The organism is Kocuria sp. CNJ-770, assembly GCF_001942375.1.
GTDB lineage: Bacteria > Actinomycetota > Actinomycetes > Actinomycetales > Micrococcaceae > Kocuria > Kocuria oceani.
Genome location: NZ_MKJW01000100.1, coordinates 56,471 through 78,142 on the forward strand (window position 1 = coordinate 56,471; position 21,672 = coordinate 78,142).

The 21,672-nt window shown below is 74.8% G+C and carries 20 protein-coding genes and 1 pseudogene; 16 read left to right on the forward strand and 5 right to left on the reverse strand.

From position 1 onward, the window contains the following. Positions 1 to 12 precede the first annotated feature (12 nt). The 4 genes from BJF77_RS10965 (at position 13) to BJF77_RS10980 (ending at position 3,693) form a co-directional block, all read left to right on the forward strand. Positions 13 to 804, forward strand: coding sequence for a nitroreductase family protein (locus BJF77_RS10965; RefSeq protein WP_047801585.1), 792 nt, complete (start codon positions 13 to 15; stop codon positions 802 to 804). 80 nt (positions 805 to 884) lie between these two features. Then, positions 885 to 1,844, forward strand: a complete 960-nt coding sequence (locus BJF77_RS10970; protein WP_075872185.1) for a GNAT family N-acetyltransferase — start codon at positions 885 to 887, stop codon at positions 1,842 to 1,844. Between the two features lie 435 nt (positions 1,845 to 2,279). Beyond that, positions 2,280 to 2,765 carry an Lrp/AsnC family transcriptional regulator gene (locus tag BJF77_RS10975; protein WP_047801664.1) on the forward strand — a complete coding sequence of 162 codons (486 nt, stop codon included), beginning with the start codon at positions 2,280 to 2,282 and terminating at the stop codon, positions 2,763 to 2,765. Between the two features lie 100 nt (positions 2,766 to 2,865). Next, positions 2,866 to 3,693: an SRPBCC family protein gene (locus BJF77_RS10980; protein ID WP_075872186.1), complete on the forward strand. Its 828-nt coding sequence runs from the start codon at positions 2,866 to 2,868 to the stop codon at positions 3,691 to 3,693. Positions 3,694 to 3,777: 84 nt separating this feature from the next. Here BJF77_RS10980 and ilvD read toward each other — a convergent pair whose 3' ends face one another. After that, complete coding sequence (ilvD, locus tag BJF77_RS10985; RefSeq protein WP_075872187.1) at positions 3,778 to 5,469, reverse strand: dihydroxy-acid dehydratase; 1,692 nt, start codon at positions 5,467 to 5,469, stop codon at positions 3,778 to 3,780. A gap of 201 nt (positions 5,470 to 5,670) precedes the next feature. Between ilvD and BJF77_RS10990 the strand changes: the two genes are divergently transcribed. Together BJF77_RS10990 and BJF77_RS10995 are read left to right on the forward strand one after the other, a co-directional pair. After that, the gene (locus tag BJF77_RS10990) at positions 5,671 to 6,573 is read left to right on the forward strand and encodes an SDR family oxidoreductase (protein ID WP_047801588.1); all 903 of its coding nucleotides are present in this window, start codon (positions 5,671 to 5,673) and stop codon (positions 6,571 to 6,573) included. Positions 6,574 to 6,610: 37 nt separating this feature from the next. Beyond that, on the forward strand, positions 6,611 to 7,033 hold the full coding sequence (locus tag BJF77_RS10995; RefSeq protein WP_047801589.1) for a ChaB family protein: 423 nt from the start codon (positions 6,611 to 6,613) through the stop codon (positions 7,031 to 7,033). A gap of 17 nt (positions 7,034 to 7,050) precedes the next feature. On the opposite strand, the gene BJF77_RS11000 is transcribed toward BJF77_RS10995, so the two are convergent. Beyond that, positions 7,051 to 7,803 carry a TSUP family transporter gene (locus BJF77_RS11000; protein ID WP_047801590.1) on the reverse strand — a complete coding sequence of 251 codons (753 nt, stop codon included), beginning with the start codon at positions 7,801 to 7,803 and terminating at the stop codon, positions 7,051 to 7,053. Positions 7,804 to 7,928: 125 nt separating this feature from the next. Here BJF77_RS11000 and BJF77_RS11005 point away from each other — a divergent pair, with 125 nt between their 5' ends. The 6 genes from BJF77_RS11005 to BJF77_RS11020 are packed head-to-tail and all read left to right on the forward strand — an operon-like array spanning position 7,929 to position 12,970. Next, positions 7,929 to 9,392: an aldehyde dehydrogenase family protein gene (locus tag BJF77_RS11005; protein ID WP_075872188.1), complete on the forward strand. Its 1,464-nt coding sequence runs from the start codon at positions 7,929 to 7,931 to the stop codon at positions 9,390 to 9,392. Positions 9,393 to 9,417: 25 nt separating this feature from the next. Beyond that, complete coding sequence (locus BJF77_RS11010; protein ID WP_369821393.1) at positions 9,418 to 10,761, forward strand: ATP-dependent DNA helicase RecQ; 1,344 nt, start codon at positions 9,418 to 9,420, stop codon at positions 10,759 to 10,761. Continuing rightward, on the forward strand, positions 10,698 to 10,967 hold the full coding sequence (locus BJF77_RS22660) for a RecQ family zinc-binding domain-containing protein (RefSeq protein WP_369821394.1): 270 nt from the start codon (positions 10,698 to 10,700) through the stop codon (positions 10,965 to 10,967). The genes BJF77_RS11010 and BJF77_RS22660 overlap by 64 nt, the downstream gene beginning before the upstream one ends. Beyond that, entirely contained in the window at positions 10,967 to 11,089 is a 123-nt protein-coding gene (locus BJF77_RS22665) for a hypothetical protein (protein ID WP_369821395.1), read from the forward strand. Before BJF77_RS22660 ends, BJF77_RS22665 begins: the two co-directional genes overlap by 1 nt. 10 nt (positions 11,090 to 11,099) lie before the next feature. Continuing rightward, positions 11,100 to 12,356, forward strand: a complete 1,257-nt coding sequence (locus BJF77_RS11015) for an FAD-dependent oxidoreductase (protein ID WP_075872189.1) — start codon at positions 11,100 to 11,102, stop codon at positions 12,354 to 12,356. Positions 12,357 to 12,382: 26 nt separating this feature from the next. Then, the gene (locus BJF77_RS11020; protein WP_158041245.1) at positions 12,383 to 12,970 is read left to right on the forward strand and encodes a uracil-DNA glycosylase; all 588 of its coding nucleotides are present in this window, start codon (positions 12,383 to 12,385) and stop codon (positions 12,968 to 12,970) included. Here BJF77_RS11020 and BJF77_RS11025 read toward each other — a convergent pair. Continuing rightward, a complete protein-coding gene (locus tag BJF77_RS11025; protein ID WP_047801595.1) occupies positions 12,954 to 13,499 on the reverse strand; it encodes a TetR/AcrR family transcriptional regulator in 546 nt (181 codons plus the stop codon). The genes BJF77_RS11020 and BJF77_RS11025 overlap by 17 nt on opposite strands. A 120-nt stretch (positions 13,500 to 13,619) precedes the next feature. On the opposite strand from BJF77_RS11025, the pseudogene BJF77_RS11030 reads away from it, so the two are divergent. After that, a pseudogene (locus tag BJF77_RS11030) lies at positions 13,620 to 15,135 on the forward strand (MFS transporter). On the opposite strand, the gene BJF77_RS11035 reads toward BJF77_RS11030, so the two are convergent. Beyond that, positions 15,098 to 16,672, reverse strand: a complete 1,575-nt coding sequence (locus BJF77_RS11035; protein ID WP_075872191.1) for an FAD-dependent monooxygenase — start codon at positions 16,670 to 16,672, stop codon at positions 15,098 to 15,100. The pseudogene BJF77_RS11030 and the gene BJF77_RS11035 overlap by 38 nt on opposite strands. Beyond that, entirely contained in the window at positions 16,669 to 17,265 is a 597-nt protein-coding gene (locus BJF77_RS11040) for a hypothetical protein (RefSeq protein WP_047801598.1), read from the reverse strand. Before BJF77_RS11040 ends, BJF77_RS11035 begins: the two co-directional genes overlap by 4 nt. Positions 17,266 to 17,457: 192 nt before the next feature. On the opposite strand from BJF77_RS11040, the gene BJF77_RS11045 reads away from it, so the two are divergent. From BJF77_RS11045 to BJF77_RS11055, 3 genes are all read left to right on the forward strand, one after another. After that, entirely contained in the window at positions 17,458 to 17,982 is a 525-nt protein-coding gene (locus tag BJF77_RS11045) for a DinB family protein (protein ID WP_047801599.1), read from the forward strand. A gap of 212 nt (positions 17,983 to 18,194) precedes the next feature. Next, positions 18,195 to 19,991 (forward strand): M23 family metallopeptidase, encoded by a 1,797-nt coding sequence (locus tag BJF77_RS22355; RefSeq protein ID WP_075872192.1) that lies wholly within the window; start codon positions 18,195 to 18,197, stop codon positions 19,989 to 19,991. Between the two features lie 137 nt (positions 19,992 to 20,128). Further along, complete coding sequence (locus BJF77_RS11055; RefSeq protein WP_075872193.1) at positions 20,129 to 21,556, forward strand: FAD-binding oxidoreductase; 1,428 nt, start codon at positions 20,129 to 20,131, stop codon at positions 21,554 to 21,556. The last annotated feature ends 116 nt before the right edge of the window (positions 21,557 to 21,672 follow it).

Consider the following 21,672-nt stretch of genomic DNA (forward strand, 5'->3'; position numbering starts at 1 on the left):
ACCGGAGAGCACATGGAGTTCCTCGACGTCGTCTTCAACCGCCGCACCACCAACGGGCCGTTCCTGCCGGACCCGGTGTCCCCGGAGCACCAGCGGCTGCTGCTGCGCACCGCCGCGGCGGCGCCCTCCCAGTTCAACAGCCAGCCGTGGCGCTTCGTGCTGATCGAGGACCGGGGGACCATCGACCGGATCGCCCGGATCAGTGCCGAGTCCATGACCCAGGTGATGGCGGAGGGGACGTTCTTCGACCGGTACAAGCGCTACTTCCGCTTCAGCAAGCAGGAGATGGAGGAGCAGCGCTTCGGGATGCTCTTCGACAAGCTCCCCGCCGTGCTGCGCCCGTTCACCAAGAAGGCGTTCACCCCGGGCGGGCAGGCCATGATGAACCGGCTGCGGGTGCCGCAGACGCTGGGCTCGGAGAACCACAAGCTCGTCGCCGGGGCGCCGCTGCTGCTGGGCGTGATGCTCGACCGCCGCGAGTACCGGCCCGGGGAGCTCTCCGGGTTCTACTCGCTGTTCTCGATGGGCGCGGCGATGGAGAACCTCTGGCTCACCACGGTGGAGCTGGGCATGGGCATCCAGTTCGTCTCTTTCCCCATGGAGGCCCCGGCCCGGTGGGCCGAGATCGTGGAGCTGCTGGAGGTGCCCGAGGAGCTCGAGCTCATGGCCGTCTACCGCCTCGGCTACGTGCCGGAGGCGCACCGCCGGCCCGCGATCGACTGGTCCTCCCGCGAGCGGCGGCGGATCTCCCAGTACGTCTTCCGGGAGTCCTGCGCCACCCCGCAGGAGGGCTGGGACGACTGAGCCCCGCAGCGGCGCGGCCCGGTCCTGCCGCACCCGCCGGATGCGCCCGGAAGGGCCGCGGATCGGCTAGCGTCCGTGCTGTGACCCGCGACACGGACCCGACCTTCCGCCCGCTGACCCTCCAGGACACGCCCGCGTGGTCCGCGCTGATCCGCGCGCTGGCCGCGGCGGACGGCACCGGGGAGACCTATGAGCCCGACGACCTGGCCGAGGAGCTCGTCCAGGCCGGCGTGGACGCCGCCGCGGACACCTGGGGCGTCTGGGCCGGCCGCACCCTGGTGGCCTACGGGCAGGTGCACGTGAGCACGGCCCTGACCGCCGAGGGCCTGGCCCGCGCGCACCTCGGCGGCGGGGTGCACCCGCGGTGGCGCGGCCGGGGCATCGCCACCGCGCTGTTCGAGCGCATGGAGCCGCGCGCCCTGGGGATCGCCGGCCGGCGCCACCCGGGCGCCGCCGTGCAGCTCTCCGCCTCGGGCGGGATCGACGGCGCGGAGGCCCGGACCTTCCTCGCCGGACGCGGCTACGCCCCGGCGCGGTGGTTCACCGACATGGAACGGCCGCTGCCCGGTCCGCCCCCAGGCCCGCTCGACGCCCGCGCCGAGCCGTACGAGGACGCCCTGGCCGAGGAGCTGCGGCTCGCGCACAACGACGCCTTCTCGACCCACTGGGGCTCCACGGCGCGGTCGCCGGAGGCCTGGGCGGACCTGGTGGGCGCCCGCAGCGCCCGCAAGGACCTGTGGCGGGTGGTCCGGGAGCCCGGCGGCCGGATCCTGGCCTACTGCGTCGTGAGCCAGTGGCGCGAGGGCGTCCTCTACGTGGACCTCGTGGGCACGCGGCAGGAGGCCCGCGGCCGGGGGCTGGCGCGGGCGGTGCTGCTGGGCGCCGTGGCCGCCGCCGCGGCGGACGGGGCGTGGGCCACGATGGAGCTGACCGTGGACACCGCGAACCCCACGCGCGCCGACGCGCTCTACCGCTCCGTGGGCTTCGTCCCCGTCCGGACCCAGGCCGCGTTCGCGCGCACCGTGCCGCCCGGGGCCTGAGCGCGGCCGGACGGGCGACGGGTTCGCGCGCACCGTGCCGCCCGGGGCCTGAGCGCGGCCGGACGGACGGCGGGTTCGCGCGGATCGGCGTCGCCGCCGTCGTGCTCAGCACCGTCCGGGTCCTGGTGGCGCCCTAACCCGCCTGCCGACGGTCGGTGGCCGGGCGCCGCTGAGCGGACCCGGGAGGTGCTCGGCCCGCGGGAGCTCCGGGGAGCTCCCGCGGGCCGGGAGGACCTGCCGCTGCGGGGTGGTGAGCGGTTCGGGCGCGGGACGCCTCGTGGGCGGCCTGCGCCGGTCGGGTGCGCCGTCGCCGATCAGCTGGTGCACCGTGTGATCATCAGTTCACAACCTCCACGACACCCTGCGCAAACGTCTAGTCTCAAGTTGATCAGAACGACCAAGAACGGGCTGCGTGGAGGAGTGACGGTGGTCAGCATGACGAACTCCGGGGCCGGGGGCGCCGGACTGGACGCGACGGACCGGAGGATCCTGGCGGCCCTGGACGAGGACCCGCGCATGACCGTGCTCGCCCTGGCCCAGCGCACCGGGCTGGCGCGCGGCACCATCCACGCCCGGCTCGAGCGGTACCGGACCGGGGGTGCGCTGCGCCCGCACAGCACCCGGGTGACGCCCGCCGCACTGGGCTACGGCCTGGCCGCCAGCGTGGCGGTGGAGCTGGACCAGCACCAGCTGGACCAGGCGATCGCCGGGCTGCAGGCCATCGCGCAGGTCATCGAGGTGTTCGCCCCGGCCGGGCAGACGGACCTGCTGTGCCGGGTGGTGGCGAAGGACCCCGAGGACCTCTACCGGGTCTCCGAGGAGATCCGGCTGTGCCCCGGGATCCTGCGGACCTCCACGAGCATGTTCCTGCGCACCGTCATCCCGTACCGGGTGGCGCCGCTGCTGGCGGAGGGCGCCTGAGTGCTGGCCATCTGCCGGACCGGAGGGGTACCGTAAGCACACTGGCGAATTCGCAGTCGTTCGCCATCCCGGACCGACGAGACAGATCGAAGGAGATGCCATGAGCACCAAGGTCGAGAAAACCGTTGTGGTCGACGTGCCCCTGAGCACGGTGTACAACCAGTGGACGCAGTTCGAGGACTTCCCCCAGTTCATGAACGGCGTCAAGAGCGTCCGCCAGCTGAGCGACTCCCGGCTCGAGTGGGTCGCCGAGATCGGCGGCGTCCGCCGCCAGTGGGAGGCGCGGATCGTCGACCAGGTCCCGGACAGCCGGGTCTCCTGGGCCGCCACCGAGGGAGCCACCAACGCCGGCACCGTGATGTTCCACGACGCCGGCAACGGCCGGACCGAGGTGCACCTCGTCCTGGAGTACGAGCCCGAGGGTCTCGTGGAGAAGGCCGGGGACAAGCTCAACGTGGTGGAGAACCAGGCCGAGGGCGACCTCGAGCGGTTCAAGAAGTTCATCGAGGACGAGGGGTACGCCACCGGGGCGTGGCGCGGCTCGGTCGACGAGGGCGCCCCCGTCGGCACCCCCGGCGTCGAGGCCGCCGCCGCCTCCCGCGGTGACGACGGCAAGGCCGGGATCTCCGGCAAGGTGGTCGCCGCGGGCGTCGCCGCCGCCGGCGTGGCCGCCGCCGGTGCCGCCGCGGCCGCCAAGAAGAAGGACTCCGACGAGGACACGGAGCCGGTCACCTTCGAGGCGGATGCGCCTCCGGCCCCCACGACCCCCACGGTCACGCCGGTGGCCCCCGAGACGGCCGTGCCCGGCGAGGTCCCCCCGGTCGCGCCCACCGGTCCCGCGCTGACCGATCCCGCCGTGGACGCGGACGTGGACGTCGACCCGACCTCCGGACGCACCGACGGCCGTCCCGCCGGTGGTGCGGTCTAGGACCCGCGGGCACGTGCAGGGCCCCCCGACCGCACTGCGGTCGGGGGGCCCTGCACGTGCCGGCAGCCGGAGCGCCCGGCGTGCTCAGCCGGTGACCGCCCCGACCGAGGCCGAGCGCACCAGCTTGGCGTACTTGCCCAGCACCCCGCCCTCGTACTGCGGGGGCAGCGGGGCCCATCCGCTGCGGCGCCGGGCCAGCTCCTCCTCGTCCACCTGCAGGTCGAGGCGGCGGGTGGTGAGGTCCACCCGGATCCGGTCGCCGTCGCGCACGAGGGCGACCGGTCCGCCGTCGACCGCCTCCGGCGCGATGTGGCCGATGCACAGGCCGGTGGTCCCGCCGGAGAAGCGGCCGTCCGTGAGCAGCAGGACGTCCTTGCCCAGGCCCGCGCCCTTGATCGCGCCGGTGATGGCCAGCATCTCCCGCATCCCGGGCCCGCCCTTGGGCCCCTCGTAGCGGATGACCAGCACGTCCCCGGCCGTGATCCGCCCCGCCTCCAGGGCGTCCATCGCCGCCTGCTCGCGCTCGAACACGCTGGCGGGACCCTCGAAGGCCTCGGCGTCGAACCCGGCCGACTTCACCACGGCCCCCTCCGGGGCCAGGGACCCGTGCAGGATCGTGATGCCGCCGGTGCGGTGGATCGGGTTGTCGAGGGTGCGGATGACCTCCCCGTCCACCGGGTCGGGGTCGATCACCGCGAGGTTCTCGGCGAGCGTCCGCCCGGTGACGGTGAGGACACCGCCGTGCAGCAGCCCGGCGTCGAGCAGGGCCTTCATGACCACCGGGATGCCGCCGTGGCGGTCGACGTCGTTCATCACGTAGCGGCCGAACGGCTTGACGTCGGCCAGGTGCGGGACGCGGTCGCCGATCCGGTCGAAGTCCTCCAGGGAGAGCTCGACCCCCGCCTCGTGCGCGATGGCGAGCAGGTGCAGGACGGCGTTGGTGGACCCGCCGAGGGCCATGAGCACCGTGATCGCGTTCTCGAAGGCCTCCCGGGTGAGGATGTCCCGGGCCGTGATGCCCTGGCGGAGCATCTCGACGACGGCCTCCCCGGAGCGGTGGGCGAACTGGTCGCGCCGCCGGTCCGCCGAGGGCGGGGCGGCGGAGCCGGGCAGGCTCATCCCGAGGGCCTCGGCCACGGACGCCATCGTGTTGGCCGTGTACATTCCGCCGCAGGCGCCCTCACCGGGGCAGATGGCCCGCTCGATCCGGTCCAGGTCCTGCCGGCCCATGAGCCCGGCCTTGCACGCGCCCACGGCCTCGAAGGCGTCGATCAGGGTGACGTCCTTCTCGGTCCCGTCCGTCAGCTTCACCCACCCCGGGGCGATGGTCCCGGCGTAGAGGAACACGGAGGCCAGGTCCAGGCGGGCGGCGGCCATGAGCATGCCGGGCAGGGACTTGTCGCAGCCGGCCAGCAGCACGGAGCCGTCGAGGCGCTCAGCCTGCATCACGGTCTCCACCGAGTCGGCGATGACCTCGCGGGAGACCAGCGAGAAGTGCATCCCCTGGTGGCCCATGGAGATCCCGTCCGAGACGGAGATCGTGCCGAACTGCAGCGGGTACCCGCCGCCGGCGTGGACGCCCTCCTTGGCGCCCTGGGCGAGCCGGTCCAGGGACAGGTTGCAGGGGGTGATCTCGTTCCAGGAGCTGGCGATGCCCACCTGGGGCTTCTCCCAGTCGGCGTCTCCCATGCCCACGGCGCGGAGCATTCCGCGGCTGGCGGTGGCGTCGAGGCCGTCGGTCACCTGACGGCTGCGGGGCTTGATGTCGGGGCTCATGCGGTCTCTCCCGGGTCGGCGGCGCACCGGGCGGTGCGCGGGGCAGGGCGTGCCGCGAACCTATCAACGGAACTCGCGGAGCGTCGAGGGACGTCCATCCGCGGAGCGCAACTTTGTGGGCCCCGGGGGCAGACAACACCGGCCGCGACTCCTAGGGTGGGAGCAGAGGAACCGTAAGCAACCTGATCGAAGGAGCCCGTCATGCCCGAAGGACCCGTCTCGCAGCACGCCCGGTCGATGGCCGACGACGAGGGCGGGATGCCCGAGCAGCAGCAGACCCCGCCGGGTCTGACCGCGGCCATGGACCCCGTGCCCGACCACGGGGAGTCCTCCTGGCAGGGCCGCGGCCGGCTCGAGGGGCTCAAGGCGCTGATCACCGGCGGGGACTCCGGGATCGGCCGGGCCGTGGCCATCGCCTTCGCCCGGGAGGGCGCCGACGTCGCGATCAACTACCTGCCCGAGGAGCAGGAGGACGCCCAGGACGTCGTCGGGTGGATCGAGAAGGCCGGCCGCACCGCCGTCCTGGTGCCGGGGGATCTGCGCGAGGAGCAGAGCTGCCAGGAGATCGTGGACCGCGCGGTCGAGGGCCTCGGCGGGCTCAACGTCGTGGTGAACAACGCCGGCTACCACTGGGCCCGCGGCGAGTCCGGGCTGCAGGGGCTGCGCACGGAGGACCTGGAGCGTGCCGTGCGCACCAACCTCTACGGCACCCTGTGGATCAGCCGGGCGGCGCTGCCGCACCTGGGGCGCGGCGACAGCATCATCAACACCACCTCCGTGCAGGCCTACGACCCGTCGGCGACCATGATCGACTACGCCGCCACGAAGGCTGCCCTCAACAACGTCACCGCCAACCTCGCCGCCGACCTCGGCCCGGCGGGCGTCCGGGTCAACGCCGTGGCCCCCGGGCCCGTCTGGACCCCGCTGCAGCCGGCCACCAAGGAGCCCGCCGCGGTGGCGCACATGGGCGAGGACACGCCCTTGGGGCGCATCGCCCAGCCGGCCGAGCTGGCCGGCGCCTACGTCTTCCTGGCCTGCCCGGCCGAGGCGAGCTACGTCAGCGGCACCGTCCTCGGCGTCACCGGGGGCCTGCCCGTCTTCTGAGCCGCGTCCCGACAACCCTCGACAGAAGGAGCATCCCGTGCCGAAGACCGGCAAGGACGACCACGCCAAGAAGTCCGAGCTGCCCTCCACCCTGCAGCGCTCGGGGCGGAAGGCCCAGGACACCTTCGCCAAGACCTACGACTCGGCGATGGAGGAGTACGGCGACGAGGAGCGTGCGGCCCGCACCGCCTACAGCGCGCTCAAGCACACCCACGAGAAGGTCGGCGACCACTGGGAGGCCAAGGAGGAGTACGGTCCCTCCGACGAGCACGCCGCGGGCGGGCGGGACTCCGGGGCGCGGACCGCCGGGGGCGTGGACGCCAACGCCTCGAAGCAGCACCTCTACGAGGTGGCGAAGCGGCTCGGCGTGGAGGGCCGCTCCTACATGACCAAGAAGGAGCTGGTCGAGGCCATCCAGAAGGCCAACGACGCCGCGACACGCCGGGCCCGCGGGGACTGAGCCGCCCGGCCCGGCGCTCACAGGACGCCGAGCAGCCCGCGCACCAGGGTCACCCCGCCGCCGAGGCCGGCGAGCACGAGGGCGGTGGTGCGTGCCGCGCTCAGCGGCACGCGGCGGGCGACGACCGCGCCGATCCGCACGCCCAGCAGCACGGTGAGCACCACTCCCGGCGCCACCCACCACGGGGGCAGCCCGCCCGTCCCGGCGGCCCCGAGCAGCGTCTTGGTGAGCACGGACAGGGCGCCCATCGTCATGAACACCGGCTGCAGGGTCGCGGCGAAGGACCGCTGCTCCCAGCGGGCCAGCCGGGAGTGGATGACCATGACCGGCCCGGCCACCCCGGCGGTGGTGTTGAAGAACCCGCCGATGGTCCCCGCGAGCACCGTCGGCAGCCGTCCCGGCCAGTCGGGCAGGCGGGGCAGGCCGAACATGGTGGTGAGGGCCAGCAGCACCACGCCGCCCACCACGACCTGCAGCCAGGCCGCCGGCAGCTCGCGGACCACGAGGGCGGCCGGCACGGCGCCCACGGCCGCGGCCGGGGCGATCAGTGCGAAGCGCCGCCAGTCGACGTGCTGCCACACCGAGAGCATGATGAGGAACCCGGAGACCGTCGTGGTCGCGTTGGTGACGAGCACCCCGGTGGCGGGCCCCAGCAGCAGCGCGAGGGTGGGCGCGACGACGAGCCCGACCCCGGTGCCCGAGACGCGCTGGAGCACCGAGCCCACGAGGATGGCGAGGGCGGCGACGACGACGAGTTCCACAGGCCCCATTCTGCGCCCCGGCCGGGCCCGCCCCGTCCACCCGGCCGGTGTCGTTGGCGATCCCCCGGGTGATAAGTAAGCTTGCGGTCATGCGAGGTCCCTCTCCGGGGACGACGTCCAGCGAAAGGTGCGCCATGAGCATCACCCGAGACCTGATCATCGACGGCGAGCACGTGCCCGCCCTCAGCGGCCGGACCGCCGAGGACATCAATCCCTACACGGGCGAGGTCTTCGCCACCGTCGCCGCCGGCGGTCCCGAGGACGTGACCCGCGCCGTCGACGCCGCGGCGTCGGCCGCGGAGGAGTGGGCCGGCACCACCCCCAGCGCCCGGCGCCGGATCTTCCTGCGCGCGGCCGACCTGCTGGAGGAGCGCATCGAGCAGGGCGCCGAGATCATGGCCAAGGAGGTCGGCGGCGTCCGCGGCTGGGCCGAGTTCAACACCCATCTGGCCGCCAACATCCTGCGCGAGGCCGCCGGCGCCACCACCCTGCCCCAGGGGGAGGTGCTCGCCACCGACATGCCGGGCGTGCGCTCGATGTCCGTGCGCCGGCCCTACGGGGTGGTCGCGGCGATCTCGCCCTGGAACGCCCCGTTCATCCTCGGCATGCGCTCCATCGCCGTGCCCCTGGCCGTGGGCAACACCGTGGTGCTGAAGCCCAGCGAGGACGCCCCCCTGGCGTGCGGGCTGTTCCTGGCCGACGCCCTGGTCGACGCCGGGCTGCCCGCCGGCGTGCTCAACGTGGTCACCAACGACCGCGCGGACGCCGCGGAGGTGGTCTCCGCGCTGATCTCCGACCAGCGGGTGCGGATCGTGAACTTCACCGGCTCCACCGCCGTGGGCCGCACCATCGGCACCCTCGCCGCGCAGCACCTGAAGCCGGCGGTGCTCGAGCTCGGCGGGAAGAACAGCCTGGTGGTGCTCCGGGACGCGGACCTCGACTACGCCGTGGACGCCGCGGCCTTCGGCGCCTACATGAACGCCGGGCAGATCTGCATGTCGGTGGACCGGGTGCTCGTGGACCGCAGCATCGCCGAGGAGTTCACCGAGCGCTTCGCGCGCAAGGTGCAGGACCTGCCCACCGGCGACCCGACCGACCCGGGCACGGTGATCGGCCCGGCCGTCAACGCCCGGTCGGCCGAACGGCAGTACGCGCTCGTCGACGACGCCGTGGCCAAGGGCGCCGTGCTCCGGGCCGGCGGGCACCGGCTGGAGAACTCCCTGGTCCCCGCCACCGTCCTCACGGACGTGACCCCCGAGATGGACATCTTCCACGACGAGATCTTCGGCGCCGTCACCACCGTCTTCGAGGTGGACGGCCCGGACGAGGCCGTGGAGTTCGCCAACAACACCAACTACGGTCTCACGGCCGGTGTCATCACCGAGAACCTGGGCGAGGGCATCGCGGTGGCACAGCGGCTGAAGACCGGCATCGTGCACGTCAACGACCAGTCCGTGGCCGACGAGCCGCAGGCGCCCTTCGGCGGGATCCAGGAGTCCGGGTACGGGAAGTTCGGCGGCCAGGCCGGCGTGGAGTCGTTCAGCGAGCGGCGGTGGATCACCGTCCAGGAGGAGGGCCACGCCCGGTTCCCGTTCTAGGCCCCGGCGCGCCGGCGGAGCACCCGTGACACACCAGGAGGACACCATGGACCGGACGGACAGGCTGCTGCGAGAGGTCGCCGCGTCCCGCTTCGGCATCGAGGAGCTCCGTGAGGGGCAGCCCGAGGCCATGCAGGCGGCGGCCGGGGGCCGGGACGTGCTGGCCGTGATGCCCACCGGCCACGGGAAGTCCGCGATCTACCAGGTGGTGGGCGCCGCCCTGCCCGGCACCGCCGTGGTGGTCTCCCCGCTGATCGCCCTGCAGCACGACCAGGTGGAGGCGATCAACGAGGACCTCGGCGCGGAGGTCGCCTTCGCGGTGAACTCCCGGGTCGGCGCCCGGCGCGAGCGCGCGGCGTGGGCGGCGGTGGAGGACGGGCAGGCGAAGTTCCTGTTCCTCGCCCCCGAGCAGCTGGCCCGCGAGGAGACGGTGGAGCGCCTCGCCGCGCACCGGCCGTCCCTGTTCGTGGTGGACGAGGCGCACTGCATCTCCTCGTGGGGCCACGACTTCCGCCCCGACTACCTCGTGCTCAGCGAGACCGTCGAGAGCCTGGGGCACCCGCCCGTGGTCGCGCTGACCGCCACCGCCTCCCCGCACACCCGCGCGGAGATCGTGGAACGGCTGGGCATGCGCGACCCGCTGGTGATCGTGCAGAGCTTCGACCGGCCCAACATCGAGCTGCGGGTGGTGCGCCACCACGGGTCCGGGGACAAGCGGAGGGCCCTGCTCCGGCAGGTCGAGGGCCTGGCCGGGCCCGGCCTGGTCTACGTGGCCACCCGCCGGGAGACGGAGCAGTACGCCGCCGAGCTGCGCGAGCGCGGGGTGCGCGCCGAGGCGTACCATGCCGGGCGCCGGCAGCCGGAGCGGGAGGACGTGCACGCCCGCTTCCTCGACAACGCGCTCGACGTGGTGGTGGCCACCACCGCGTTCGGGATGGGCATCGACAAGCCCGACGTGCGCTTCGTGGTGCACGCGGACATCCCCGACTCCCTGGACAGCTACTACCAGCAGATCGGGCGGGCCGGCCGGGACGGCGCGCCCGCTCTGGCCGAGCTGCACTACCGCTCCGAGGACCTGGGGCTGCAGCAGTACTTCGCCGGTGCCGCCCCCGATCCGGAGGACCTGGAGAAGGTCTTCCGGGCCGTCCGGCGGGAAGGCCGGTCCGCGCGTCCGAGCTGCGCGAGCACACCGGCCTGGGTCCGCGCGCCCAGGCCCGGGCCCTGCACCTGCTCGAGCACAGCGGCGGCGTCCGGGCCCGGCGCCGGGGCTACCGGGCCGCCCCCGGCGCCGAGGTCGGCCCCGCCGTGGCCGCCGCGCTCGAGGAGGCCGAGTCCCAGCACCGGATCGACCGGTCCCGGATCGAGATGATGCGCGGCTACGCCGAGACCGACGGGTGCCGGCGGGACTGGCTGCTGAACTACTTCGGCGAGGAGACCGACGGGTGGTGCGGCAACTGCGACCAGTGCGAGGAGGAGGGCTCCGCGGCCGAGGCCGAGGAGCGGGCCGCCGCCACGCCGCACGGCTGGGAGATCCAGACCCCGGTCGCCACCGCGAGTGGGGGCACGGGATCGTGATGGGGGCGGAGCCCGACCGGATCACGGTCCTGTTCGACTCGGTGGGCTACAAGGAGCTGTCCCTGCGGCTGATCGAGGAGCAGGACGGGCTGCTGGTGCACGAGCGGGCCAAGAGCGCGTAGCGTTTCCTGCATGGACGACGCCGTTCCCGAGATCGTCACCACCACCTGCTGCGTGGTGGGCGGCGGCCCGGCCGGGCTGATGGCCGGGGTGCTGCTCGCGCGCCAGGGCGTGGACGTGGTCGTGCTCGAGAAGCACGCCGACTTCCTGCGCGACTTCCGCGGGGACACGATCCACCCCTCCACCACGGAGCTGATGGCCGAGCTCGGCTGGCTGGACGGCTTCCTGCGCCTGCCGCACACGCGGGTGGACCGGGCGACCATCGGGCTCGGCGGGGAGAGCGTGGTCGTCGGCCGCTTCGACCGCCTGCCCGTCCGGTGCCCCTTCATCGCGTTCATGCCGCAGTGGGACTTCCTCGACTTCCTCGCCGACCGGGGCGCGGAGCTGCCCGGCTTCCGGCTCCTGCGCTCCACGCCCGCCGACGGCCTGCTCGTCGAGGACGGGCGCTGCGTCGGCGTCACCGCACGCAACCGCGCCGGGGCGCCCGTGCACGTGCGCGCCGAGCTGGTCCTGGCCACGGACGGGCGGGACTCCGTGCTGCGCGAGGCCGCCGGGCTGCGGCCGGTCGCCTCGCCCTCGCGGATGGACGTCCTGTGGTTCCGGGTGCCCCGGGTCCCGGGCCGGGAGGCGCCGCTGTTCAACGCCGGGGACGGCGCCGTGGTCGCCCTGAACCGGGGGGAGTACTGGCAGGCGGCGCTGATCATCCCGGCCGGCCAGCACGACGCGCTGCGGCAGCAGGGCATCGAGGCCCTGCGCGAGCGCGTGCGCGGGATCGCCCCGGCGCTGGCGGAGGGCCTCGCCTCGCTCGAGGGCTGGGACCAGGTGCGGCTGCTGCGGGTCCGGGTGGACCGGCTGCGCCGCTGGTGGCGCCCCGGGATCCTGTTCCTCGGCGACGCCGCCCATGCGATGTCCCCCGCCGGCGGGGTCGGCGTGAACCTGGCGATCCAGGACGCGGTCGCCGCGGCCAACCTCCTCGGACCGCGGCTGCGGGACGGGGGAGTGCGGACCCGGGACCTGGCGCGCGTGCAGCGACGGCGCGCGTGGCCGGCCCGGGTGACCCAGCTGTTCCAGCTCGTGCTGGCCCGCCGGCTCGTGCCCCGGCCCGGGGGCGGCCCCCCGAAGCCGCCGCTGCCGGTGGGCCTGGTGCGGGCGCTGCCCGTCCTGCCGCACCTGGCCGGGCGGTTCATCGGCCTGGGCCTGCGCCCGGAGCACGTCCGCCCCCACCCCCGCCTCCGGGCGAGGGCACGGGGCGGGGCCCAGGGCGGATGAGCGCGGGGGAGGACCGGCGTGCCCGCGTGGACGAGCCCCACGTGGCCCCGCTCAACACGCTGGTCCGGAGCTGGCGGGCGGGCGGCCGGTTCGTGCCGTGGGTCGACCCCGACGGCGGCGGCACCGGCACCCGCGTGCTCGCGCTCATGGAGGCACCCGGCCCGGCCACCGTGGCGGCTGGGGACCTGGGCTTCAGCTCGGAGGACAACCCCGGCCCCACCGCCCGGCTGTTCAAGACCCTGCGCGAGGAGTCCGGGCTGGCGCGCGGTGACTACCTGCGCTGGAACGTGGTGCCCTGGGCGCTGCACGACGAGGCGGGCCGGCACCGGCCGCCGCGCACCGACGACCTCGCGGAGGCGGAGCCCGCCCTCCGGGAGCTGCTCGCGGCCCTGCCCGAGCTGCGCGTCGTCGTGACCTTCGGCGCCCCGGCGCTGACCGGGATGATGCGGCTGCTCACCGTGGCGGAACCGCAGCGGCTGCTGCCGGTGCTCGGCGTCCCGCACCCGTCGCCGCGCAACGGGCACCGCCGGGCCGAGACGCACCGGCGGATCCTGGTGGCCCTGCGCACGGCCGCCGGTGCCGCCCGCGCCGCGGGCCTCAGGAACGCGGACTGAGCCGGTCCACCACGGCCAGGAGGTTCTCCAGGATCGTGTGCCGCTGCGCGCTGCCGTCCGGGAGGAGCCCGATCGAGGCGTTGTGGTAGAGCCCGTCGCCCATCTGCTGAACGGCGGTGGCGACCACGGGGTCACCCACGTCGGCGAGGACCAGCGCGTACCACGCCTCCCCGAGCCGCTGCAGGCTCGCCCGGGCGTTCTCGTCCCCCGACTGGGCCAGCCGGGAGGCCACGACGAGGGCCCGGTCGAGCTGGCTGTCCTCGAACAGCGACGTGACGAGGAAGTACCGCGCGGCGCCCTCCGGGGCCGCGGCCATCGCCTCGAGGTCCAGCTGAAGCAGCTCCTCCAGCCGCTGCAGCGTCGCGTCCACGAGGGCCCGGCGGTGCGGGAAGTGGTACAGCAGCCCGCCCTTGGACACCCCCGCGGCGCCGGCGACGGCGTCGAGGGTCGCGGCGCGCTCGCCCTCGGCGAGGACGAGCTGCTCGAAGGCGGCCAGGAGCTTGTCCCGGGCCGCAGGTGGGCGCGGCATGTGAGGAAGACCTCCCTGGATCGGATGTGCCGCCCATTGTGCCAGCCCCTCAATAACTGTACCGTCTAGACGGTACAGTTACGGAGCTGTGCGACCCGATCCGACCCCCGGAGGTGAACCATGACCACTCTGCTGACGCCCCGCCCCACGGCCGGCGCGCGCGAATGGGCCGCGCTCGCGGTCCTGATGATGCCTGTCCTGCTCGTGTCGGTGGACAACACCGCGCTGAGCTTCGCCCTGCCCACCATCTCCCAGTCCCTGCGTCCCACCGGCGAGCAGCTGCTGTGGATCGTGGACGTCTATCCCCTCGTCCTCGCGGGCCTGCTCGTGCCCATGGGCACGCTGGGGGACCGGATCGGCCGGCGCCGGCTGCTGCTGATCGGCGGGACCGGGTTCGCCGCCGTCTCCGCGGCCTCGGCCTTCGCGCCCACCGCCGAGGCGCTCGTCGCGGGGCGGGCCGCCATGGGCCTCTTCGGCGCCATGCTCATGCCCGCCACCCTGTCGCTGCTGCGCAACATCTTCCTGGACCCCGCCCAGCGGCGGATCGCCATCGCGGTGTGGGCCGGCGGGTTCAGCGGGGGCGCGGCGCTGGGCCCGGTCGTCGGCGGCTTCCTGCTCAACCACTTCTGGTGGGGCTCGGTGTTCCTGATGTCCGTGCCGGTGCTGGTCCCGCTGCTGGTGCTGGGGCCGCTGCTGGTCCCGGAGTCCCGTGACCCGCGCCCGGGCCGGTGGACGTGCCCTCCGTGCTCCTCGCCATGCTGGCGCTGACCCCGGTGGTCTACGGCATCAAGGCGGCCACCGCCTCCGGCGAGCTCTTCCACGGTCTGCTCAGCGCGCCTTCGGCGTGCTCGCGGGTCTGCTCTTCGTCCGCCGCCAGGCGACCCTGGAGCACCCGGTGCTGGACCTGGGACTGTTCCGGTCCCCGGAGTTCACGGGCGGGGTGACCGTCAACGTGCTGGGCAACGTGGGCCTCTACGGGTTCCTGTTCATGCTCACCCAGTATCTGCAGCTCGTGGTCGGCCTCGACCCGATGGCCGCGGGTCTGACCATGGTGCCCGGCCTGGCCCTGACCGTCCTCGCCGGCTTCCTGGCCGTGCGGGCGGTGCGCCGCTTCTCGGCGCGCACCGTGATCACCGCGGGCATGCTGGTGTCCGCGGCCGGCTTCCTCGTGGTCGCCCTGGCGGACCTGTCCGCCCCGGCCGGGCTCCTGGTGGCCCTGGCCGCCTTCTGCCTGGTCGGCACCGGGATCGGCTTCGCCGAGACGCTGTCCAACGACCTCGTGCTCACGGCCGCTCCGCCGCACAAGGCCGGCGCGGCCTCGGCGATCTCCGAGACCGGCTACGAGGTCGGCGCGGTGCTGGGCACGGCGGTGCTCGGCGGCCTGCTGACCGCCTTCTACCAGAGCCACCTCGACCTGCCGGCCGCCCTGGGCGCCGGCCCGTCCGCCGCCGCGCACGAGACCCTCGGCGGTGCCGTCGAGATCGCCGAAGGCGCCGGGGCGCTGGGCCCGGCCGTGCGGGACGCCGCCTTCGGTGCGTTCACCGCGGGCATGCACTGGACGGCCGTCGTCATGACCGTGCTGGTCGCCCTGGCCGGGCTCACGGTCGCCCGCGTGCTGCGGCCAGCCACGCGCTGAGCAGCTCGGCGTCGACCCGGCCGGCCCGCAGCCCCACGTGACCGTCGGGGCGCACCACCGTGCCGCCCTCGCCCGGGCGGTCCTCGAGCCGGTGGACGTGCACCCGCGGCCCCGGCGTGCCGGGCCCCGCGCCGAGGGCCGCGGCGTCCAGCCCCGGGGCCGAGCGCTCCAGCAGGACGTGGAAGCCCGGCGCCGCCGTGAGCCCGTGCAGCCGCACGGCCCGGCCGCCGCAGCGCACCAGCGCGTCCGGGAGGCGGTCCCCGGGCCGCGGCGTGCCGTGCACCCGCCCCGACGTCACGGAGAGCGGACTGCCCCGGTACCGGACGTGGAACTGGGCGAGCACGCCCATCCCCGCCGCCGTCAGCCGGTGCCACCCCAGCAGCGCCGGCGCGGCCGGAGCGGCCAGCGGGGCGACACGGCCGCGCAGGGCGCGGGGAAGGGGACCGGTGCCCGCCTCACCCCAGAACAGGACGTGCGTCAGGGCCAGCACCAGCCGGTCCGCGGGGCGGCGCTCCTGCTCGTAGGTGTCCAGCAGCACCTCCTGCGCCGGGCCCCCGGGAACCGGGGGCACGGCACAGGCCAGCTTCCAGCCGAGGTTGAGCGCGTCGAGGATGCCGGTGTTCATGCCCTGCCCGCCGGCGGGGGAGTGGGCGTGCGCGGCGTCCCCCACCAGGAACACGTCGCCCTCCCGGAAGCGCCCGGCGAGGCGGTGCTGGAGCCGGACGCGGGAGGACCAGGCCGCCCGGAGCATGCGGACGGGCAGCCCCGAGGCGTCGAGCACGGCCTGCAGCTCCTCCTCGGGAACGGGCGGGCCCGGCTGGCCGAACGGCGCCCCGGAGGGTGAGGAGCGGGTGGTCGCCAGCAGCCGCCACGGCGCCCGCTCGCCGATCGCGAAGAGGAACACCAGTCCTCCCGCCGCGGCCGCCACGTGGGCCCGCCCCGGGAGCAGGCCCTCCAGCTCGAGGTCGGCCAGCAGGATCTCCTGCCGGTACGGCCGGCCGCGCCAGGTCACCCCGGCGGCGGCGCGCACGGTGCTGCCCGGCCCGTCGCATCCGGCCAGCCAGCGGAAGGACGCCTCCTCGAGCGCTCCGTCGCGGTGCAGCACGGCCCGCTCCCCGCTGCGGCCCACGAACTCGGTGCCCCGCTCCACGGTCACGCCCCGCCGGGCCAGGGCCGCCCGCAGCACGGCCTCCACCTCGGCCTGGCGGGCCAGCACGGGGTGCGGGAACGCGGTGCCCGGCAGCGTGACGTCGTCGAGCCGGGCCGTGACCACCCGTGGACCCAGGTGCAGGTCCACCACCGGGGCGGTGTCGGCGCGGCTGAGCAGCTCGTCGGCGACCCCGAGCGGGCGCAGCCCCTCGAGGGTCCGCGGGTGCAGGATCAGGGCCCGGGACGGGCGGAACTCCTCGGTCCGGCGCTCGACCACCCGCACCCGTGCCCCGCAGTCGTGGGCCTGCAGGGCCAGGGCCAGGCCGCTCGTGCCCGCCCCGACCACGAGCACGTCGGTGGGGGCCTCCGCCCCGGCCCCCGGGGTCATGGCCCCGGGGGCGGGTCCACCGCGGTGAGCACGCTCCACGCGGGGGCGCCGTGGCCCGCCACCAGCTCCGGCTCCTGGAGCACCTCGTCGCGGTGCAGCCCGGGGAAGACCACCGCCTGCACCGACGCCGGCTCGCTGACCAGGGAGAGCACCCACCCGAGGGCCTGCACGTAGGCGCGGGCGCGCTCCGGGCCGTCCCACTCGTAGACGCCGCGGTAGCGGCCCCGGTCGTCGTGGGCCAGCCAGAGCTTGGAGACGAACCCCGGGAAGCCCGCGAACAGCGGGGTGTTGAGCTCGCTCTCCCACCGGAACAGGGTGTGCCCCCGGCCCCGCACCGCGCGCAGCCGGAAGACGACGACGAGCACGGCGGGCTCACGCGGGTCCTCGCCGTCCACCGTGGTCTCGCGGTAGACCCGGGAGCCCGTCCCGTCGGCGAAGTCCAGGCGCGCTCCCCGGTGGCCGGCCGGCTGGTGCAGGCGCCGCTCCGCGAGCAGGGCGGCCGTGGAGGACACGGACCCCGCCACGGCCCGGACCGCCGGTCCGGTCCCCAGGAACGGGCGGGTGATCGTCTGCGCTGTGCGTGGTGCTGTCATCGGATGATCCGCCTCCGGCTCGGGGACGTCCGGCCTCCAGGGTAGGACCGTGGACTCCGGCCCGTGCCCCGACCTGGGAAGTCACCGCTTTGTTGCGGCGGCCGCCGTGACCCCCGGGCGTGCCGCGGCCGCCGCGGACGTAGGCTCGGCACACAGGGCCCGTCCCGGCCCGGGCCGGAAGGAGCGATCGCGATGACGCCGCAGCAGCTGTTCGAGGACGCCGCCCGCCGCCCGTCCCAGGTGGCGCGGCAGGTGCTCGAGGGCATCCCCCTCGGCGTGCTGCACACCATGCCCGGCGGGACCTCCAACTCCGTGGCGTGGCTGGTCTGGCACGCGGCCCGGCAGCAGGACGCGCAGGTGGCCCGTCTGGCCGGCACCGAGGAGGTGTGGACGGATCAGGGCTGGAACGAACGGTTCGGCCTCCGTCTGCCCGACTCCTCGATGGGCTTCGGGCACCGGCCGGAGGACGTGGCGCGGGTCCGGGTGCCGTCCGCGGAGCTGCTCCAGGGCTATCTCGACGCGGTCGTCGAGCGCACCGTGGACTACGTGCGCGGCCTCACGGACGCGCAGCTCGACGAGGTCGTGGACCGGTCCTGGGACCCGCCCGTCACCCGGGGCGTGCGCCTGGTCAGCACGGTCGACGACGCCGCCCAGCACCTCGGCCAGGCCGCCTACGTCCGGGGCCTGGTCGACGGCGGGTGGTCGGGGCCGTATTGACGGCTGCCGGGAGCCCGTGCGGACCGGCGCCGCCGGTCCAAGCGGTTGTCTTTGCATCGAGACGTTGTGTGACAAGGCGCCGATGTGGGGACGGCCCTTTCCTCGGTGGTCACCGTCCGTTCGCTTAAGCTGAGCACGCTGGGTCCCAGCACCTCGTTCCGCCGCTCCGTTCCTGCCGTCGCCGTCGGCGACTCCCTGGGGGAAACACCGTCATGCCCCGCAACTCCTCTCACCGTCCGTCCACCGCCGGCTTGCGCCGGCGCGCCGCCTCGCCGGTCACCGCCCTGACCGCGTTCTCGGCGCTGGTCGCCGTCAGCGTGGCGGTCAGCTCCGGCATCGCCCCGGACGCCGGCCCGGCGCGCGGCTCGGCCTTCGGCACGCCCTCGGAGGCCGCGGAACAGGTGGAGCGGACCGAGAGCCGGTGGAGCCTGATGGCCGCCGGGCCCGGCCAGCCGCAGCCAGCCGGGCCGCTGCGGGAGGTCCGTTCGGTCTCCCCGGTCCGGGACGGCGGCGCCGGCGAGGGATCGTGGCGGGAGGGGGCGGGCCGCGGCGAGGGCGGCCGCGACGGGGTCTCCACCGTGCGCCCCGGACGGCAGCCGCCGCGGCTCTACCAGGGGGAGCTGCCCGTCAACACGCTCATCGCCCCCACGTCCCCGGGGGTCGTGCTGCCCGGTGGGCAGTTCGGCTGGCGGATCGCCCCCGACCGCGGCGGGCGGGAGTTCCACAACGGCACCGACGTCTCCGCCCCGCCGGGTCTGCCGGTCGTGGCGGCCCTGGACGGGGAGGTGACGGCCGTGTTCTGGGACGTGTGGGGCGGCAACCGCGTGGAGGTCACCCACGCGGACGGGCTGAAGACCACCTACAACCACCTCGAGGACGTCCGGGTGCGGGTCGGGGACCGGCTGGCCGCCTCCGAGCAGCTGGGCGCGGTCGGGGCCACGGGCATCCGCGTCACCGGCCCGCACCTGCACTTCGAGACCTGGGTGGACGGACAGGCCGTGGACCCGCAGTCCTTCGACTGGGTCGACGGCATGCGCGTGATCCCCGCGTCCCGCAGCAAGTACTCCCTGGAGGTCCCCGTCCCGCAGACCGACGACGAGCGGGCCGCCGCGGACCGGAAGGCGGCCGCCGATAAGGTCGCCGCAAAGCAGAAGGCTGCCCAGAAGAAGGCGGCCGAGAAGAAGGCTGCCGAGCAGAGATCCGCGGAGAAGAAGGTAGCGGATCGGAAGGCGGCCGAGGCGAAGAGGGTGGCCGCCGAGCACAAGGCGGCGGAGCAGAAGACCGCGCAGCAGAAGGCGGCCGCCGAGAAGCGGGCCGCTGCCGACAAGGCCGCTGCGGACAAGGCCGCCGAGTCGACGAAGTCCACGCCGCCGGCAGCGGGGACTCCCGTGCCGGAGCAGACCGGCGACGGCCCGGTGAGAATACCTCCCGTCCCGGCGGTGCCCCCGACGGGCACAGAACAGCTGCCGCCGCCAGCTCCCTCACCGACCACTCTGCCGGCGCCTGAGGTCCAGCCTGCCCCGGAGCCCGGCACGAAGCCGTCGGGGCCTCCGGCAACGCCGCCGGACCCGACCCCGACTCCGACCCCGACACCGACCGCTCCCGGGGGGATCTCGCCGACCCCTGAACCCGGAGTCGCTCCCGTCGTGGCCGACACGGCGCGGGACACCGACAAGGACGGGACTTTCGACATCGACGAGGACGACATCGACGGTGACAAGATCCTGAACGAGGCCGACGACAACATTGACGGCGATGAGTTCCTCGATGTCGTCGACCCCGACCTGGACGGCGACGGCCTGCGCAACGAGGTCGATCCGGACTTGGACGGGGACGGTCTCATCAACGAGAAGGACGAGGAGCCGCGACGACCCGCCGCCCGGACGGTGAAGGTGCCCGCCGGGGAAACCGACAAGCCCCGTGCGGAGGGCGGGAACGGCGGGTCGGGCGAGGCGACCGGCCCGGCGGCGCCGGTCGGCGACACCGGTGCGGAGGTCCCCGCCCCCTGACCGGGAGCCGGGTCCGTGCGCGTTCCCGGGAGCGGCCCGGAGTTATCCAGCAGTGACGCGGCCCCCGGCCCGGACGGCTCCGGGGCGCACTAGAATTCTGCCGCCGGTGTTCGCATTTCCGCGCGGGGGTGATGGCGATGAGCACCACGCACCGGAGGGTCCCGGAGGACACGACGGCCCGGGCGCTCCGGGAGCTGGCGGAACGGCTGACGGGTCGGTTGGTCGCACCCGGGGACCCCGACTACGACCGCGCCCGGCGGTTCTGGAACAGCCTGCTGGACGTCCGCCCCCGAGCGGTCGTGCGGGCCGGCTCCGTGCAGGACATCGATCTCGCGGTGGCCGCCGCGCAGCGCATGCGCCTGCCCCTGGCGGTCCGCGGCGGGGGGCACGGGGTGGCCGGCTCCGGCGCTATGGAGGACTGCCTGCTGCTGGACCTCGGGCGGCTGCGGCAGATCGTCGTCGACCCGGCGAACCAGCTCGTGAGCGTGGAGCCGGGCACCACCATCGGCGCTCTGGACCGGGCGACCACGGCCCACGGGCTCGCGGTCCCGCTGGGGGCGGTCAGCACGGCGGGGGTCTCGGGCCTCGCTCTCGGCGGGGGCATGGGCTGGTTGACCCGCAGCAACGGGCTGACCCTCGACAACCTCGACTCCGCGGACGTCGTGACCGCCACGGGGGACCACCTGCACGCCAGCGAGGAGGAGAACCCCGAGCTGTTCTGGGGGCTGCGCGGGGGAGGGGGCAACTTCGGGGTGGTGTCCTCCTTCACCTTCGGCGCCCGCAGGATGCCGGCCCTCGTGCTCGCGGGCAGCCTCCGCTACCGCCGGCCGCACTGGACGGGCGCCCTGCGGGCCTTCGCCCGGTGGGCGCACGACCTGCCCGACGAGCTGAACCCGATCGTCACCTTCGGGCTCGGGCCACCGGGGGACGCGGCCGGCGACGAGCCGGCGATGGCGGTGCGGTTCTGCTGGGTCGCGGAGGACCACGTCGCCGGCCGGGCCCTGGTCGACGAGCTGCGGGTCGACGCCCCGCCCGATGCGGAGGACGTGGCGGCGGTGCCGTGGCTCGACTGGCAGAGCGCCCGGGACGGGGCCTTCCCGAAGGGCTCGCGCGGGCGCTGGCAGAACCTGCCCCTCGGCCGGCTGGACGACGAGGTCGTCGACGTCGTCGTCCGCCTGGCGTCCGGGATCGCCGACCGGGGCGCCGGCCTCGACCTCCACCGCCTGGGAGGCGCGTTCGGGCGGGTGGCCGAGGAGGCCACCGCCTTCCCCAACCGCTCCGCGCCGTACTGGGTGACGTCCCACGGCGTCCGGCAGGACCCCGCGGAGGACGAGGACCTCACCGCGTTCACCCGGAGGGTCCACGCGGAGCTGCAGCCGTTCGCCGAGCACGGCCAGTACCTCAACCTCCTCGGTCCCGACTCCGCGGTGCCGGGGAACGCGGACCGGGCCGTGCGTCAGGTGTACGGGCGGGAGAAGCTGCAGCGGCTGGTCCGGCTCAAGGACCGCTACGACCCGGGCAACCTGTTCCGGCTCAACCTCAACGTCGCACCGAGCCGCCGCTGAGCCGCCGCTGCCCCTCCGGCGGGCCCGGGCGCGGCCGCGTCATCTTCCGCGGCCACTCGGTCCGCGCCCTTCCGCGGGACCGGGGCCGAGCGCTACGGTCGGGGGCATCCGGTCCC

Excerpts from the sequence above, each read along its gene's own strand:
- BJF77_RS10990 (WP_047801588.1), top strand. The coding sequence starts at position 5,671 with ATGCCCGAAGGACCCGTCTCGCAGCACGCCCGGTCGATGGCCGACGAC.
- BJF77_RS10980 (WP_075872186.1), top strand. The coding sequence starts at position 2,866 with ATGAGCACCAAGGTCGAGAAAACCGTTGTGGTCGACGTGCCCCTGAGC.
- BJF77_RS10975 (WP_047801664.1), top strand. The coding sequence starts at position 2,280 with ATGACGAACTCCGGGGCCGGGGGCGCCGGACTGGACGCGACGGACCGG.
- BJF77_RS11005 (WP_075872188.1), top strand. The coding sequence starts at position 7,929 with ATGAGCATCACCCGAGACCTGATCATCGACGGCGAGCACGTGCCCGCC.
- BJF77_RS11040 (WP_047801598.1), bottom strand. The coding sequence starts at position 17,265 with ATGACAGCACCACGCACAGCGCAGACGATCACCCGCCCGTTCCTGGGG.
- BJF77_RS22665 (WP_369821395.1), top strand. The coding sequence starts at position 10,967 with ATGGGGGCGGAGCCCGACCGGATCACGGTCCTGTTCGACTCGGTGGGC.
- BJF77_RS11000 (WP_047801590.1), bottom strand. The coding sequence starts at position 7,803 with ATGGGGCCTGTGGAACTCGTCGTCGTCGCCGCCCTCGCCATCCTCGTG.
- BJF77_RS10965 (WP_047801585.1), top strand. The coding sequence starts at position 13 with ATGGAGTTCCTCGACGTCGTCTTCAACCGCCGCACCACCAACGGGCCG.
- BJF77_RS11045 (WP_047801599.1), top strand. The coding sequence starts at position 17,458 with ATGACGCCGCAGCAGCTGTTCGAGGACGCCGCCCGCCGCCCGTCCCAG.
- ilvD (WP_075872187.1), bottom strand. The coding sequence starts at position 5,469 with ATGAGCCCCGACATCAAGCCCCGCAGCCGTCAGGTGACCGACGGCCTC.
- BJF77_RS11055 (WP_075872193.1), top strand. The coding sequence starts at position 20,129 with ATGAGCACCACGCACCGGAGGGTCCCGGAGGACACGACGGCCCGGGCG.
- BJF77_RS11035 (WP_075872191.1), bottom strand. The coding sequence starts at position 16,672 with ATGACCCCGGGGGCCGGGGCGGAGGCCCCCACCGACGTGCTCGTGGTC.
- BJF77_RS22355 (WP_075872192.1), top strand. The coding sequence starts at position 18,195 with ATGCCCCGCAACTCCTCTCACCGTCCGTCCACCGCCGGCTTGCGCCGG.
- BJF77_RS11025 (WP_047801595.1), bottom strand. The coding sequence starts at position 13,499 with ATGCCGCGCCCACCTGCGGCCCGGGACAAGCTCCTGGCCGCCTTCGAG.
- BJF77_RS11015 (WP_075872189.1), top strand. The coding sequence starts at position 11,100 with ATGGACGACGCCGTTCCCGAGATCGTCACCACCACCTGCTGCGTGGTG.